Here is a 13,560-nt window from a genome sequence, read left to right as displayed (position 1 = left end):
TCGCCACCACCACCGCCGGCATCACCGACCTCAAAGCCGCCCCCGTCCGCCTCGAAACCCGCACCGCCGGCTCCACCGTCAGCACCACCAGCATCATCCGCACCCTGCGCGACACCCTCACCATCCACCACCGCCGCCGCGCCAACCACTACGCCGCCTACGACCTCGCCGCCTGACACCGGGCACGAAAGCCGATCGCCCGCAGTTCCCCTGAGCCGGGAACCGCGGGCGATCGGCTTTCCGGCCTCGTTCCCGGAGGACGCGGTCCCGAGATCGAGAGCTCACCGTCTCCAGCAGGAGTGACGCCGGAAGCAGCACACCGGCGGGACGCCGGACGGCTCAGGGCGCGGGCCGGGTCAGGACGCGGGCCGGGTCAGGACGCGGGCCGGGTCAGGACGCGGGCCGGGTCAGGGGCTGCAGGAGGCCGACGACCTGCAGGATGGTGGCGATCATGGCGGGGACGCGGACCACCCGGAGGGTGATGTCGTTGCGCGCCGCCTCGCCGAAACCGGCGTCCAGCACGGCGATGCCCGACGAGTCGCAGAAGGTGACCTCGGCCAGGTCGACCTGGATGCCGCGGACGCCGGGCTGCCTGAGCACGCGGGAGATCTCCTGCTGGAGCTGCGGCGCGGTGTCGAGATCCAGCTCCCCGGCCACGATGATCTCGGTCGTGTGATCGGGGCGTCGGTGGCTGCGCACCCTCATCGGCCCACCGCTGCTTCCTGCTCGTCGTGGCGACCCGGGCACCCGACCATACCCGACACCGGGCGCCGGCCCGCTCGGTGCCGGACGTCACATCCGCGAATGGTGATCATGAAAAATTCCCCGCCTCATATTAGGTTAGGCAAGCCTTATCAGCGAAGAAGTGGAGTTCCCCCGCCATGCGCGCTACCCGATTCCTCGCGGGAATCGTCGCCCTCACCACCGCTCTGGCTCTGAGCGCCTGCGGGTCGTCCGACAGCGACGACACCCCGGCAGCGTCGGGCAGCGCGACGGCGGCGTTCCCGATCACCGTCACCCACGCGTTCGGCGCCACGACCATCGAGAAGAAGCCGGTCCGGGTCGCCACCGTCAACTGGGCCAATCACGAGGTGCCGCTGGCTCTGGGCATCGTCCCGGTCGGCTACGCCAAGGCGAACTTCGGCGACGAGGACGGCGACGGCCTGCTCCCCTGGGACGCCGCGAAGCTCAAGGAGCTCGGCGCGCAGACCCCGGTGCTGTTCGACGAGACCGACGGCATCGACTTCGAGGGCGTGGCGAACACCAAGCCGGACGTCATCCTGGCCGCCTACTCGGGCCTCACCCAGCAGGACTACGACACCCTCTCGAAGATCGCGCCGGTCGTCGCGTACCCCAAGGCGCCGTGGGCCACCTCGTGGCGCGACAGCATCAAGCTGGAGAGCACGGCGCTCGGCCTGGCCGCCGAGGGCGACGCGCTGATCGCCACCATCGAGAAGCAGATGAAGGACGAGGCGGCCCGCTACCCGAAGCTGGCCGGCAAGTCGGTGATGTTCCTGACCCACCTGGACCCGGCCGACCTCAGCAAGATCAGCTTCTACACCACGCACGACACCCGCGCCCAGTTCTTCACCGACCTCGGCATGAAGCACCCGGACAGCATCGCCAAGGCGTCCGCCGCCACCGAGGAGTTCAGCCTCACCCAGAGCTCCGAGCAGGTGCAGAACCTCAGCGACGTCGACATCATCGTCACCTACGGCGACGCCGAGGGCACCACGCTGGCCACCCTGCAGAAGGACCCGCTGCTGTCGAAGGTCCCGGCGATCGCCCGCGGCTCGTTCGTGTCGCTGCCCGGCAGCACCCCGGTCGCCACGGCCGCCAACCCGACCCCGCTCGCGGTGTCGTTCGTGCTCAAGGACTACGTCGACCTGCTCGGCAAGGCCGCCGACAAGATCTGATGACGGTCACCGACACCGAACCCGGGCCGGACGTCGCCGCGCTGCGACGCCCGGCCCGGGTGCGCCTGGCCTGGCTGCTGGCCCTCGTGGCGATCCTGGTCCTGATCATGCTGGCCTCGGTCGCCTTCGGCTCCCGCGTCGTCGGCCTCGACGACATCACCGCGGCGTTCGGCGGCGCCGACGAGACCCTCGACCAGGCGGCGGTGGTCAAACGCATCCCGCGTACGGTGCTGGCCGCCCTGGTCGGCGCGGCACTGGCCCTGTCCGGCACGGTCATGCAGGGCGTCACCCGCAATCCGCTCGCCGACCCCGGCATCCTCGGGGTCAACATGGGCGCCATGCTCGCGATCGCCGTCGGCATGGTGACCGTGGGCCTCTACACCGCCACCGCCTACATCTGGGTCGCGATCGCCGGCGCGGCCGTGTCCACACTGTTCGTCTACGCGGTCGGCTCGCTGGGCCGCGGCGGCGCCACCCCGCTCAAGATCGCTCTGGCCGGCGCGGCCACCTCGGCGGCCCTGGCGTCGACGGTGACCGCCGTCGTGCTGCCGCGCGGCGACATCGCCGAGAACTTCCAGTCCTGGCAGGTCGGCGGCGTCGGCGGGGCCGGCTGGGCGGGCATCGGGCAGGTCCTGCCGTTCCTGATCGCCGGCCTGGTCGTCTGCCTGCTCTGCGCGCGAGCCCTGAACTCGCTCGCGCTCGGCGACGAGCTCGCCGCCGGCCTGGGCGAACGCGTCGTCCTGGTCCGCGCGGTCGCCGCTCTCGGCTCGGTGGTGCTGTGCGGCGCGGCCACCGCGGTCGCCGGCCCGATCGCGTTCGTCGGCCTGATCGTCCCGCACCTGTGCCGCCTGCTCGTCGGGCTGGACCATCGCTGGCTGCTGCCGTTCGCCACGCTCGCCGGCGCGGCGCTGCTGACCGCGGCGGACGTGATCGGCCGGGTGGTGAACCGGCCGGACGAGATCGAGGCCGGCATCATCACCGCCCTGATCGGCGCGCCGTTCTTCATCTACATCGTCCGCCGGCAGAAGGTACGAGAGCTGTGAGCACGTCGACGCTGGAGGCCGTCACCCGGGGCCGCAGGCGGCGCCGCCTGCGCCGGCGGACCGTGCTGGCCGTGGCCGGGGTGGCGGTGGCCGTGATGGCGGCGCTGTCGCTGATGATCGGGCAGACCTTCTACCCGCCCGGTGACGTGCTGCGGGTGATCCTCGGCGAGACCGTCCCGGGCGCCTCGTTCACCGTCGGCGAGCTGCGGCTGCCGCGGACCGTGCTGGCGCTGATCACCGGCCTGTGCTTCGGGATGGGCGGCGTCACCTTCCAGACCATGATGCGCAACCCTCTGGCCAGCCCGGACATCATCGGCATCAGCTCGGCGGCGAGTGCGGCCGCGGCCTTCGCCATCATCGTGCTGGGCCTCGGCGAGACCGGCGTGTCGGTGTTCGCCATCGTCGCGGCGCTCGGCGTCGCCGTGGTCATCTACGTGCTGTCGTTCAAGGACGGTGTGGCCGGCGCCCGCCTCGTCCTGATCGGCATCGGGATCGCGGCGATGCTCAACAGCGTCACCTCGTACGTGCTGAACCAGGCCGGGCAGTGGGACCTGCAGGCGGCCACCCGCTGGCTCAACGGCAGCCTCAACGGCTCGACCTGGGACGAGGTGGCGCCGGTGCTGGTCGCGCTCGCCGTTTTCGGCCCGGTGCTGCTGGCCCAGGCCCGCAACCTGACCATGCTGCAGCTCGGCGACGACACCGCGGCGGCGCTGGGGACCCGGCTGGAGCGTACCCGCCTGATCTCGATCGTCGCCGCCGTCGGCCTGATCGCGTTCGCCACCTCGGCCACCGGCCCCATCGCGTTCGTGGCGTTCCTCGCCGGGCCGATCGCGGCCCGTCTGGTCGGGCCCGGCGGCTCGCTGCTCGTGCCGTCCGCGCTGGCAGGCGCGCTGCTGGTGCTGGTCGCCGACTTCCTCGGCCAGTTCGCCTTCGACACCCGATTCCCGGTCGGCGTGATCACCGGGGTGCTCGGCGCCCCGTACCTCATCTTCCTACTCGTCCGCACCAACCGCGCGGGAGGCGCCCTGTGACCACCGACCACTCCCTGGCCGTCGAGAGCCTGACCGTCGGATACGGCGACCGCGCCGTCATCGAGTCGCTCGACCTGCCGGTGCCGCCCGGGCGGATCACCGCGATCGTCGGCGCCAACGCGTGCGGCAAGTCGACGCTGCTGCGGTCGATGTCGCGGCTGCTCGCCCCGAAGGCCGGCCATGTCCTGCTGGACGGCCGCGAGGTGCACCGGATGCCGGCCAAGGAGCTGGCCCGCACGCTGGGCCTGCTCCCCCAGTCGCCGATCGCGCCGGAGGGCATCACCGTCGCCGATCTGGTCGGCCGGGGCCGTAACCCGCACCAGCGGCTGCTGTCGCGGTGGAGCCGCGACGACGACCGGGCGGTCGCCGCCGCGCTGGACGCCACCCACACCGCCGAGCTGGCCGACCGCGCGGTCGACGAGCTGTCCGGCGGCCAGCGGCAGCGGGTGTGGATCGCGATGGCGCTCGCCCAGCAGACCGAGCTGCTGCTGCTCGACGAGCCGACCACGTTCCTCGACGTCAGCCACCAGGTCGAGGTGCTCGACCTGCTGACCGACCTGAACGCCGCCCGCGGCACCACGATCGTGATGGTGCTGCACGACCTGAACATGGCGGCCCGCTACGCGGACCATCTGATCGCGCTGGCCGGCGGTGGCCTGCACGCGGCGGGCACGCCCGCCGAGGTGCTGACCGAGCAGTGTGTACGGGCGGTGTTCGGCCTGGACAGCCAGGTCATCACCGACCCCGTCTCGGGCCGGCCGCTGATGCTGCCGATCGGCCGCCACCACGTCGTCGCCACCGCCTGACGTGTCCATGACGTCCGCGCGGTGTCCTCTATGCTGCGCGCGTGCCAGCCGACGATGAGAACTCCGCACGCCGCCCGGCCGGCTCGCTCGAGGCGGAGGTGCTGCGGGCTCTCGTGGCCGCGTCGGAGCCGCTGACCCCGCGGGAGGTGCGTGACCGGCTGGGTTCGCCGCTGTCGTACAGCACCGTGGTGACGATCCTGACGCGCATGCACGACAAGGGCATGACGGCGCGCTATCGGGACGGGCGCTCGTTCCGGTATGCGCCGCTGACCGACGACGCGGCGATCGCGGCCGGGCGGATGCGGGCCGCGCTCAGTGCCGGCTCGGACCGGGCCAGTGTGCTGCGGCGGTTCGTGGCGGCGCTGGAGCCGGGCGACGAGGAGATGCTGCGCCGCCTGCTCGCCGACGACCTCGACTGAGCACGTCGCCACGACCTTCGTCACCGGGGTGAACCCTGGACAGTGAGGCCAGCCTTTCCTAATCTACAGTCTGTAGCAGTAAGGTAAGGCAACCCTTAAGACTGGGAAGAAGGCTTCATGCTCGCCACCTACCTCATCGGCCTGCGCGAAGGCCTGGAGGCCACCCTGGTGGTCAGCATCCTCATCGCGTTCCTGGTCAAGGCCGATCGTAAGGACCGCCTGCCGCAGGTGTGGGCCGGTGTCGCCGCCGCCGTCGCGCTCTCCGTCGGCTTCGGAGCGCTGCTCAGCTACACCCAGACCACCCTGCTCCGGGAGTACGAGCACCGCGAGCTGTTCGAGGCGATCACCTCGATCCTGGCCGTCGTCTTCGTCACCTGGATGATCTTCTGGATGCGCCGGGCCGCCCGCTCCATCGCCGGAGAGCTGCGCGGGAGACTCGCCGACGCGCTGGCCGTCGGGTCGATCGCGGTCGCCGTGATGGCGTTCCTGTCGGTGGTCCGCGAAGGACTCGAGACGTCGCTGATCTTCTACTCGGCGGTTCAGGGCGCCGACGTCAACGGCGGGCCGCTGCTGGCCCTGCTCGGCGGCATCGTCACCGCCGTCGTCATCGGCTTCCTGATGTATGCGACGGCGATCCGGATCAACCTGACCGTCTTCTTCACCGTCACCGGGGTCCTGCTGATCCTGGTGGCCGCCGGGATCCTCAAGTACGGCGTCCACGACCTGCAGGAGTCCGGTGTCCTGCCCGGCCTGAACACTCTGGCCTTCGACGTCAGCGGCACGCTCGACCCGTCCGCCTGGTACACGGCGCTGCTCACCGGCATGTTCAACGTCACGCCCACGGCGAGCGTCATCGAGGTCGTCGCCTGGGTGGCGTACGCCGTACCCGTGCTCGTGCTCTTCCTGCGACCCACCGGCCGTAAGCCGGCCGCCGTCCCCGCACCGCAGTAATAGGAGAAACCGTGCGCCCTTCGCATATCCTCGCCTTCGTGACCGCCGGGTCGCTCGGCATGTCGCTCGCCGCCTGCGGCGGCGGCGACGCCGTCACGGACACCGCCGCCGCCGGCGGGCCGATCGCGGTCAAGGCCACCGATACCAGCTGCGAGGTCGGCAAGACCCAGGTGGATGCCGGGACCAGCATCTTCGCCATCACCAACGGCGGGCAGAAGGTCACCGAGTTCTATGTGTACGCCGCTGGCGACCGCGTGATGGCCGAGGTGGAGAACATCGCCCCCGGCCTGTCCCGCAACCTGCACGTCGAGCTGCCGGCCGGCACCTACGAGACCGCCTGCAAGCCCGGCATGATCGGCAAGGGCATCCGCGGGCAGCTGACCGTCTCCGGTTCGGCCGCCCCGCTGACCGACGACGCCGCGCTGCTCGCCGCCACCGACAGCTACTCCCGCTACGTCAAGAGCCAGACCGCCGCCCTGGAGGAGAAGACGACCGAGTTCGTCAAGCTCGTCAAGGCCGGTGACGTGGCCGGCGCGAAGACGATGTACCCGATCGCCCGCACCTACTGGGAGCGCATCGAGCCGGTCGCGGAGATCTTCGGCGACCTGGACCCGCGCATCGACGGCCGCGAGGAGGTCACCGAGGAGGGCCTGAAGTTCGGTGGCTTCCACAAGATCGAGCAGGACCTGTGGCAGAAGAACGACATCTCCCAGTCGGGGCCGGTGGCCGACCAGCTCCTGACCGACGTCAAGGAGATCGTCACCAAGGCCAACGCCGAGAAACTGTCCCCGCTGCAGCTCGCCAACGGGGCGAAGGCGCTGCTCGACGAGGTCGCCGCCGGGAAGATCACCGGCGAGGAGGACCGCTACTCGCACACCGACCTGTGGGACTTCAACGCCAACGTCGACGGCTCCAAGGCGGCCATCGCCGCGCTGCGCCCGGTCCTCGAGGAGCGTGACGCGGCGCTGGTCAAGACCCTCGACACCGAGTTCGCCAACGTCGACGCCGCCCTCGCGAAGCACCGCGCCGGCGACGGCTGGAAGCTGCACACCGACCTGTCGCAGGCCGACCTCAAGGAGCTCTCCGACGCGATCAACGCGCTCGCCGAGCCGATCAGCCAGGTGGCGGCGGTCGTCGCCAAGAAGGCATGAGCCGGGTCTCGCGACGGCGTGCCCTCACCCTCGCCGGGGTGGGGGCCGCCGGCCTGGCCGGCGCCGCCGCACTCACCCAGGTCAAGGACGAGCCGGAGCTCACCACGGCCGCCGCGGCCACCGACGCGGTGGCGTTCACCGGCGCCCACCAGGCCGGCATCGTCACCCCCGCCCAGGACCGGCTGCACTTCGTCGCCTTCGACGTCGTCACCAAGGACCGCGAACGGCTGATCAAGCTGCTCAAGGACTGGACGGCGGCCGCCGCCCGGATGACCGCGGGCCACGACGCCGGCGCGATCGGCGCGGTCAACGGCATCCCCGAGGCGCCGCCGGACGACACCGGCGAGGCGATCGGGCTGCCGCCGTCCGGGCTCACCATCACCATCGGGTTCGGGCCGACGCTGTTCCGGGACGCGTCCGGCAAGGACCGGTTCGGCCTGGCCGCGCACCTGCCGCCGGCCCTCGAGCCGCTGCCGAAGTTCACCGGCGACACCATCGACGACACCATCTCCGGCGGTGACATCGCCATTCAGGCCTGCGCCAACGACCCGCAGGTCGCGGTGCACGCGATCCGTAACCTCGCCCGGATCGGGATGGGCGCGGTCAGCGTCCGCTGGTCCCAGCTCGGGTTCGGGCGTACGTCGTCGACGTCCACCGGGCAGGCCACCCCGCGGAACCTGTTCGGTTTCAAGGACGGCACCCGCAACCTCAAGGCCGAGGAGACCGACCTGCTGCGCGAGCACCTGTGGGTGCAGCCCGGCGACGGGCCGGACTGGCTGGCCGGCGGCTCCTACCTGGTCACCCGCAAGATCCGGATGCTGATCGAGACGTGGGACCGGTCGCCGCTCGCCGAGCAGGAGATGATCATCGGGCGGACCAAGGGCACCGGCGCGCCGATGGGCATGACCGGTGAGTTCGACGAGGTCGACTTCGACTCGGTCGGCGCCGACGGGCAGCCACTGCTGGCCACCACGTCACACGTACGGCTCGCCCATCCGCAGAGCAACAACGGCGCCCGGATGCTGCGACGAGGCTACAACTTCGTCGACGGCTCCGACGGCCTCGGCCGCCTCAACGCGGGCCTGTTCTTCATCGCCTACCAGCGGGACCCGCGCAAGGCGTTCATCCCGGTGCAGCGCAGCCTGGCCGCCAACGACGAGATGAACGAGTACGTCCGCCACGTCTCCACCGGCATCTTCGCCTGCCCACCGGGCGTCCCCACCGACGGCGACTTCTGGGGCGGCGCCCTGTTCGCCTGATCCTCCCCCGGCGACGGCGCCTCGACCACATCGGACATCATCAACCCGTGGGCGACCTCCTGATCAATCTGCTGGCGAGCGTCATCGCCGGTACCACGGTGTGGCTGGCCGGTTTCCTGGTGCGCCGTCGCAAGCTGGGCCGCGAGCGTGCCTTCTTCGGCCTCACCGCCGGGGCGAGCTGCCTGATGGTGGTGTCGCGACATGCCTCGTCGCCGAGCGAGTTCAGTGTCCACCGGCGCGACGTCGCCGCGCTGGTGGAGCTGGCGACGATCGCCCGGGAGTGCGGGGCGCGGGCGGACCGGGTCGGGGAGAGCCAGCCGACCGGCGAGATCGGCCGGCTGACCGAGTTCTGCGTCGGTGGCCCCGGCGAGGCGAATCCGCGCGCCGCCACACACGTCCGCACGATCCTGCGCGGCGTACGGTACGAGGTGTTCGACGAGGTCACCCGGCGGTTGTCGGTCACCGTCGGCGACACCCGGTACACGCTGACCCCGGAGACCAGCTACCTGCTGCTGGCCCGGTTCCGGGGGCCGGCCGGTGGGCAGCCGGTGTTCTTCCTCGGCGGCTTGAGCGCGGGCAGCAACCTCGCCGGGGCGCGCTACCTGGCCGAGCACCACACCATGCTGTACCAAAGGTTCGGCGCGGACCGGCCGTTCGCGCTGGTCCTGCGGATCGTCGAGCCCGCCGCCTACGGCACCGACTTCACCGAGCTGGTCGCCGACGTCACCGACATCGCGTTCCGGCCCGCTGCGAGCTGACTGCCGGGGACACGGCGCGCCGGAGATCTGCGAGGATCGACAGCCATGAGACGGCTCGCGGTGTTTCTCGTGCTCGCCGTGACGGCGGTCCTGGTCCCGGCGGCGCCGGCCGCCGCCGCTCTGCCGGATGAACTGGCACATGTCGGGAATGCCCGGCAGGTGATCGTCGTCGCCGGCCGGAGCTGGGCGTCGACACATGCGACGGTGCGCGCGTTCCAGCGGGGCTCGGACGGCAAGTGGCGGCAGAAGTTCGGCACGATGAACGCCCGCACCGGGTACGGCGGGTGGAAGTGGGCGTCGAGCCGCCGTCAGGACACCGGGCAGACACCGGCGGGGACGTTCACCCTGACGCAGGCGTTCGGGGTCCGTGCCGATCCGGGCACGCGACTGCCCTACCGCAAGGTCGACGCCGACGACTACTGGGCGGGCGACAACCGGGACCCGGAGACCTACAACCTCCTCCAGCCGTCGGCCTCGCCGAAACGCACCTGGCGCAAATCTCGAGCCGAGCGCCTCGCCGCGTACCCCCGACAATACGCCCACGCCATAGTGATCAACTTCAACACCCCATCGGGGGTACGGTGGGACGCCGCCCACCGCCAGTACACCGCCACCACCAGGGCCGACACCCGTCGCGGCTCGGCGATCTTCCTGCACGCCGGCGGCAGCGGCCCGACGGCCGGTTGCGTCTCGGTCAAGCGCGCCGACCTGGTGCGTCTGCTGCGTTGGCTGGACCCGGCGGCCAAGCCCCGGATCGTGATGGCTCCGGCCACCGCTATCACGAGGGCGTAGCGGCCGGCTCCACGGTGAGACCGTCCCGAAAAGCGCGGCAGACAGCACCGCGACTGTCACGAAGACCTGGTGGGCAGGGACACGATCATGGTGAGGCCGCCTCCCGGGGTCTCCTCGGGGGTCAGGGTGCCGCCCATCGCCTCGGTCAGGCCCCGGGACAGGGCCAGGCCGAGGCCGACGCCGGTGTGGTTGTCGCGGTCGCCGAGCCGCTGGAACGGCAGGAACACGTCGTCCCACCGGTCGGCGGGGATGCCGGGGCCGTGGTCGATGACACGCAACTCGACGGTGTCGCCGTGGCTGCTGCCGGTGATCACCGGTGGCCGGCCGGGCGGGCTGTAGCGCAGCGCGTTGCCGACGAGGTTGACCAGGACCCGTTCGAGCAGGCCCGGGTCGGTGTGCAGCATCGGCAGGTCGTCGGGGACGTGGACGGTCACGGTGCGGCCGGCGGGGCCGAGGTCGTCGAGGGCCCGGGGCACGACCTCCTCGGCGCCCACGTCGGCCGGGGTGACGCCGAGGGCTCCGGCCTGCAGGCGGCTCATGTCGAGCAGGTTGGCGACGAGCCGGCCGAGGCGGTCGAGGGATTCGTCGGCGGTGGCGAGCAGTTCCTCCCGGTCGTCCTCGTCGAACTGCACGTCGCGGCTGCGCAGCCCGGCGACCGACGCCTTGGCGGACGCGAGGGGCGTACGCAGGTCGTGGCTGACGGCGGCGAGCAACGCGGTCCGCAGCTTGTCCGCCGCGGCGAGGGGCCGGGCGGTGGCCGCCTCGCCGGCCAGGCGCTCCTGTTTGAGGGCGACCGCGGCCTGGGCGGCGAACGCCTCGACGATGCGCCGGTCGGAGGCCTGCAGGGTCCGGCCCTTGATCAGCACCAGCACGTTGTCGTCGGCCTTGACCTCGATGTCGGCGTCGGCGGGCCGTTCGCAGCGGGGCTGGCCGACGCCGGCCACCACGGCGCCGTCCTCCAGCAGGGTCACCGAGTCGAGGGCGAACGTCTCGCGGAGCCGGTCGAGCAGCGCGATCAGGGGGCGTTCACCGCGCAGCACGCTGCCGGCGACGGTGGCGAGGGTCTGCGCGTCGGCGGAGGCCTGCGCGGCCTGCCGGGTCTTGCGGGCGGCGGTGTCGACGACCCAGCTGACCGCGATCGCGACGAGCACGAAGATGGCGAGGGCGAGCAGGTTCTGGCCTTCGGCGATGGTGAAGCGGCCGTACGGCGGGGTGAAGAACCAGTTGAGCGCCAGCGAGCCGCCGACCGCGGCGAGCAGCGCCGGCCAGAGCCCGCCGATCAGGGCGACCATCACCACCGCGACGAGGAAGAGCAGGATGTCGTTGGTCAGCGACAGCGCCGGGCCGGCCCGCAGCAGGAGCACGAGCAGCGGCAGGCCGAGCAGGGCGGTGCCGAACCCGGCGATGCGGCGGCTGCGGGACAGCGCGGCCGGCAGCGGGCCCCGGCGGCGTCCCCGGTTGGCGCCCTCGTGCGTGACCAGGTGCACGTCGATCGTCCCGGAACGGGCGATGGTGGTGACGCCGACCCCGGCGGAGAGGATCTGCGCGAAACGGCCGCGGCGGGAGGCGCCGAGCACGATCTGGGTGGCGTTCACCCCACGGGCGAAATCGAGCAGCGCCTGCGGGATGTCGGCGCCGGTGACCTGGTGGTAGGTGCCGCCGAGGCTCTCCACGAGCAGCCGCTGCCGGGCCAGCCTGGCCGGGTCGGCGCCGGCCAGCCCGTCGTTGCGGGTGACATGCACGGCGAGCAGGTCGGAGCCCCTGGTCCGGGCGGCGATCCGGGCGGCCCGGCGAATCAGTGTGTCGCCCTCCGGCCCGCCGGTCAGCGCCACCACGACGCGTTCACGGGTCTCCCAGGTGGCGTCGATGGCGTTGTCGGCGCGGTATTTGCCGAGTTGGTCCTCGACCTTGTCGGCCAGCCACAGCAGGGCCAGCTCGCGCAGGGCGGTCAGGTTGCCGGTGCGGAAGTAGTTGCCGAGCGCGGCGTCGATCTTCTCGGGCCGGTAGATGTTGCCGTGCGCCATCCGCCGGCGCAGCGCCTCGGGGGTCATGTCGACGAGTTCGACCTGTTCGGCGGCGCGCACGACGGCGTCGGGGACGGTCTCGCGCTGGTCGGCGCCGGTGATCCGGGCGACGACGTCGTTGAGCGACTCCAGATGCTGGACGTTGACGGTGGTGAGCACGCTGATGCCGGCGTCGAGCAGCTCCTGGACGTCCTGCCAGCGTTTGGTGTTACGGGAGCCGGGGACGTTGGTGTGGGCGAGTTCGTCGACGACGGCGATCTCCGGCCGGCGCGCGAGGACCGCGTCGAGGTCCATCTCGGTGAACGCCGCGCCGCGATAGGTCATCTCGCGGCGCGGCACCACCTCCAGGTCGCCGACCATGGCGGCGGTGTGCTTCCGGCCGTGCGTCTCGACCAGGGCGATCACCACGTCGGCGCCGCGCTCGGCGCGCCGGTGCGCCTCCTCCAGCATGGTGTACGTCTTGCCGACGCCCGGTGCGGCGCCGAGGTGGATCCGCAGTTCCCCGCGTGCCATCGCATCCTCCGTAACGTCCGGCCGGTCCTCCGGCACCGTGCCCGGCGGACCGGCCGGACTGTTCACCTGCCGTCGAGCGCCAGGTTCAAGTCAAGGACGTCGACGCCCGGTTCGCCGAGAAAACCAACGGCACGACCCTCGGTGTACGCGGTGATCATCTCCCGGACGCGGCTGACGTCGATCCCGCGTTCCCGGGCGACCCGTGGCGCCTGCAGCGCGGCGTAGGCGGGGCTGATGTGCGGGTCGAGGCCGCTGCCGCTGGCGGTGACCGCGTCGGCGGGCACCACCGGCCGGTCCGGGGCGTCACCGCGGATCGGCGTGATCACGCCGCCCAGGGCACGGTAGTCCTCGCCCTCCTTCGCGGGCTCCACGGTCACGCCCTGGTAGCGGGCCAGGAACGGAGTGCCGGTCTGGTTGACCGAGACGACCCGGGTCACCGGGCCGGTGAAGCCGTCGCGGTGGAAGACGGCCAGGACCGCACCGACCCCGTCGCCGGTGCAGTAGGGCCGGCGGCCGTCCACGCCTTCCAGCTTGCCGACGGCGACGCTGCGACCGCACACCCGGGTGAGCAGGCTCTGCCGGGCCGGGGTGTCGACGACGTCCTCCGGGCCGAGGTTGCTCGCGCCGGTGGCGGTGGGGTCGTAGCCGTCCCCGGCCGCCGACGGCCGGCTCTGGAAGTACTTCGGCACCGGGTTGCCGCCGGCGTCGGTGAAGGACTGGCCGATCAGGGTGCTGCCGACCGGGGTCATGGATCCGGACGCCGGGCCGGACAGGCCGGGAATCCGGCCGGCGCCGACGAGCAGCAGAGGGTAGGCCAGGCCGAGCAGGACGGTGAGGACGAGCAGCGCGCGCAGGGCGGCGAGGTGCTGGGCGAGCCAGGCGGGAAGTCGCATTCTG

General features: G+C 71.8%; 13 protein-coding genes. 10 read left to right on the top strand and 3 right to left on the bottom strand.

What is annotated here, in order from left to right:
* Positions 1-390 precede the first annotated feature (390 nt).
* On the bottom strand, positions 391-705 hold the full coding sequence (locus BM290_RS46005) for an STAS domain-containing protein (RefSeq protein ID WP_093622339.1): 315 nt from the start codon (positions 703-705) through the stop codon (positions 391-393).
* A 176-nt stretch (positions 706-881) separates the two neighbouring features.
* On the opposite strand from BM290_RS46005, the gene BM290_RS46000 reads away from it, so the two are divergent.
* The 10 genes from BM290_RS46000 to BM290_RS45955 all read left to right on the top strand — a co-directional run bounded on the left by BM290_RS46000 (position 882) and on the right by BM290_RS45955 (position 10,126).
* Positions 882-1,916 (top strand): iron-siderophore ABC transporter substrate-binding protein, encoded by a 1,035-nt coding sequence (locus BM290_RS46000; protein WP_093622338.1) that lies wholly within the window; start codon positions 882-884, stop codon positions 1,914-1,916.
* Entirely contained in the window at positions 1,916-2,959 is a 1,044-nt protein-coding gene (locus tag BM290_RS45995) for a FecCD family ABC transporter permease (protein ID WP_093622337.1), read from the top strand. The genes BM290_RS46000 and BM290_RS45995 overlap by 1 nt, the downstream gene beginning before the upstream one ends.
* A complete protein-coding gene (locus tag BM290_RS45990; RefSeq protein WP_093622336.1) occupies positions 2,956-3,990 on the top strand; it encodes a FecCD family ABC transporter permease in 1,035 nt (344 codons plus the stop codon). Before BM290_RS45995 ends, BM290_RS45990 begins: the two co-directional genes overlap by 4 nt.
* Complete coding sequence (locus BM290_RS45985; protein ID WP_093622335.1) at positions 3,987-4,796, top strand: ABC transporter ATP-binding protein; 810 nt, start codon at positions 3,987-3,989, stop codon at positions 4,794-4,796. Before BM290_RS45990 ends, BM290_RS45985 begins: the two co-directional genes overlap by 4 nt.
* 41 nt (positions 4,797-4,837) lie before the next feature.
* Complete coding sequence (locus BM290_RS45980; RefSeq protein ID WP_093622334.1) at positions 4,838-5,215, top strand: BlaI/MecI/CopY family transcriptional regulator; 378 nt, start codon at positions 4,838-4,840, stop codon at positions 5,213-5,215.
* Between the two features lie 117 nt (positions 5,216-5,332).
* Entirely contained in the window at positions 5,333-6,166 is an 834-nt protein-coding gene (efeU, locus tag BM290_RS45975) for an iron uptake transporter permease EfeU (protein WP_093622333.1), read from the top strand.
* 59 nt (positions 6,167-6,225) lie between these two features.
* Positions 6,226-7,317, top strand: coding sequence for an iron uptake system protein EfeO (gene efeO, locus BM290_RS45970; RefSeq protein WP_177320189.1), 1,092 nt, complete (start codon positions 6,226-6,228; stop codon positions 7,315-7,317).
* On the top strand, positions 7,314-8,576 hold the full coding sequence (gene efeB / locus BM290_RS45965; protein WP_093622331.1) for an iron uptake transporter deferrochelatase/peroxidase subunit: 1,263 nt from the start codon (positions 7,314-7,316) through the stop codon (positions 8,574-8,576). The genes efeO and efeB overlap by 4 nt, the downstream gene beginning before the upstream one ends.
* A 47-nt stretch (positions 8,577-8,623) precedes the next feature.
* On the top strand, positions 8,624-9,334 hold the full coding sequence (locus tag BM290_RS45960; protein WP_093622330.1) for a hypothetical protein: 711 nt from the start codon (positions 8,624-8,626) through the stop codon (positions 9,332-9,334).
* 45 nt (positions 9,335-9,379) lie between these two features.
* Entirely contained in the window at positions 9,380-10,126 is a 747-nt protein-coding gene (locus BM290_RS45955) for a L,D-transpeptidase family protein (RefSeq protein WP_093622329.1), read from the top strand.
* A gap of 56 nt (positions 10,127-10,182) precedes the next feature.
* Here the strand turns inward: BM290_RS45955 and BM290_RS45950 are convergent, their stop codons facing one another.
* Positions 10,183-12,663, bottom strand: a complete 2,481-nt coding sequence (locus BM290_RS45950; RefSeq protein WP_093622344.1) for a DUF4118 domain-containing protein — start codon at positions 12,661-12,663, stop codon at positions 10,183-10,185.
* A gap of 62 nt (positions 12,664-12,725) precedes the next feature.
* Positions 12,726-13,556 carry a potassium-transporting ATPase subunit C gene (locus BM290_RS45945; RefSeq protein WP_093622328.1) on the bottom strand — a complete coding sequence of 277 codons (831 nt, stop codon included), beginning with the start codon at positions 13,554-13,556 and terminating at the stop codon, positions 12,726-12,728.
* Between the last annotated feature and the right edge of the window lie 4 nt (positions 13,557-13,560).

Source organism: Actinoplanes philippinensis, assembly GCF_900113015.1.
GTDB classification, from domain to species: domain Bacteria; phylum Actinomycetota; class Actinomycetes; order Mycobacteriales; family Micromonosporaceae; genus Actinoplanes; species Actinoplanes philippinensis.
This window is presented reverse-complemented; position numbering and strand designations above follow the sequence as displayed.

Bases quoted from the DNA above. Each gene is read 5' to 3' on its own strand.
- BM290_RS46000 (WP_093622338.1), top strand. From the start codon at position 882: ATGCGCGCTACCCGATTCCTCGCGGGAATCGTCGCCCTCACCACCGCT.
- efeO (WP_177320189.1), top strand. From the start codon at position 6,226: ATGTCGCTCGCCGCCTGCGGCGGCGGCGACGCCGTCACGGACACCGCC.
- BM290_RS45945 (WP_093622328.1), bottom strand. From the start codon at position 13,556: ATGCGACTTCCCGCCTGGCTCGCCCAGCACCTCGCCGCCCTGCGCGCG.
- BM290_RS45955 (WP_093622329.1), top strand. From the start codon at position 9,380: ATGAGACGGCTCGCGGTGTTTCTCGTGCTCGCCGTGACGGCGGTCCTG.
- BM290_RS46005 (WP_093622339.1), bottom strand. From the start codon at position 705: ATGAGGGTGCGCAGCCACCGACGCCCCGATCACACGACCGAGATCATC.
- BM290_RS45950 (WP_093622344.1), bottom strand. From the start codon at position 12,663: ATGGCACGCGGGGAACTGCGGATCCACCTCGGCGCCGCACCGGGCGTC.
- efeB (WP_093622331.1), top strand. From the start codon at position 7,314: ATGAGCCGGGTCTCGCGACGGCGTGCCCTCACCCTCGCCGGGGTGGGG.
- efeU (WP_093622333.1), top strand. From the start codon at position 5,333: ATGCTCGCCACCTACCTCATCGGCCTGCGCGAAGGCCTGGAGGCCACC.
- BM290_RS45995 (WP_093622337.1), top strand. From the start codon at position 1,916: ATGACGGTCACCGACACCGAACCCGGGCCGGACGTCGCCGCGCTGCGA.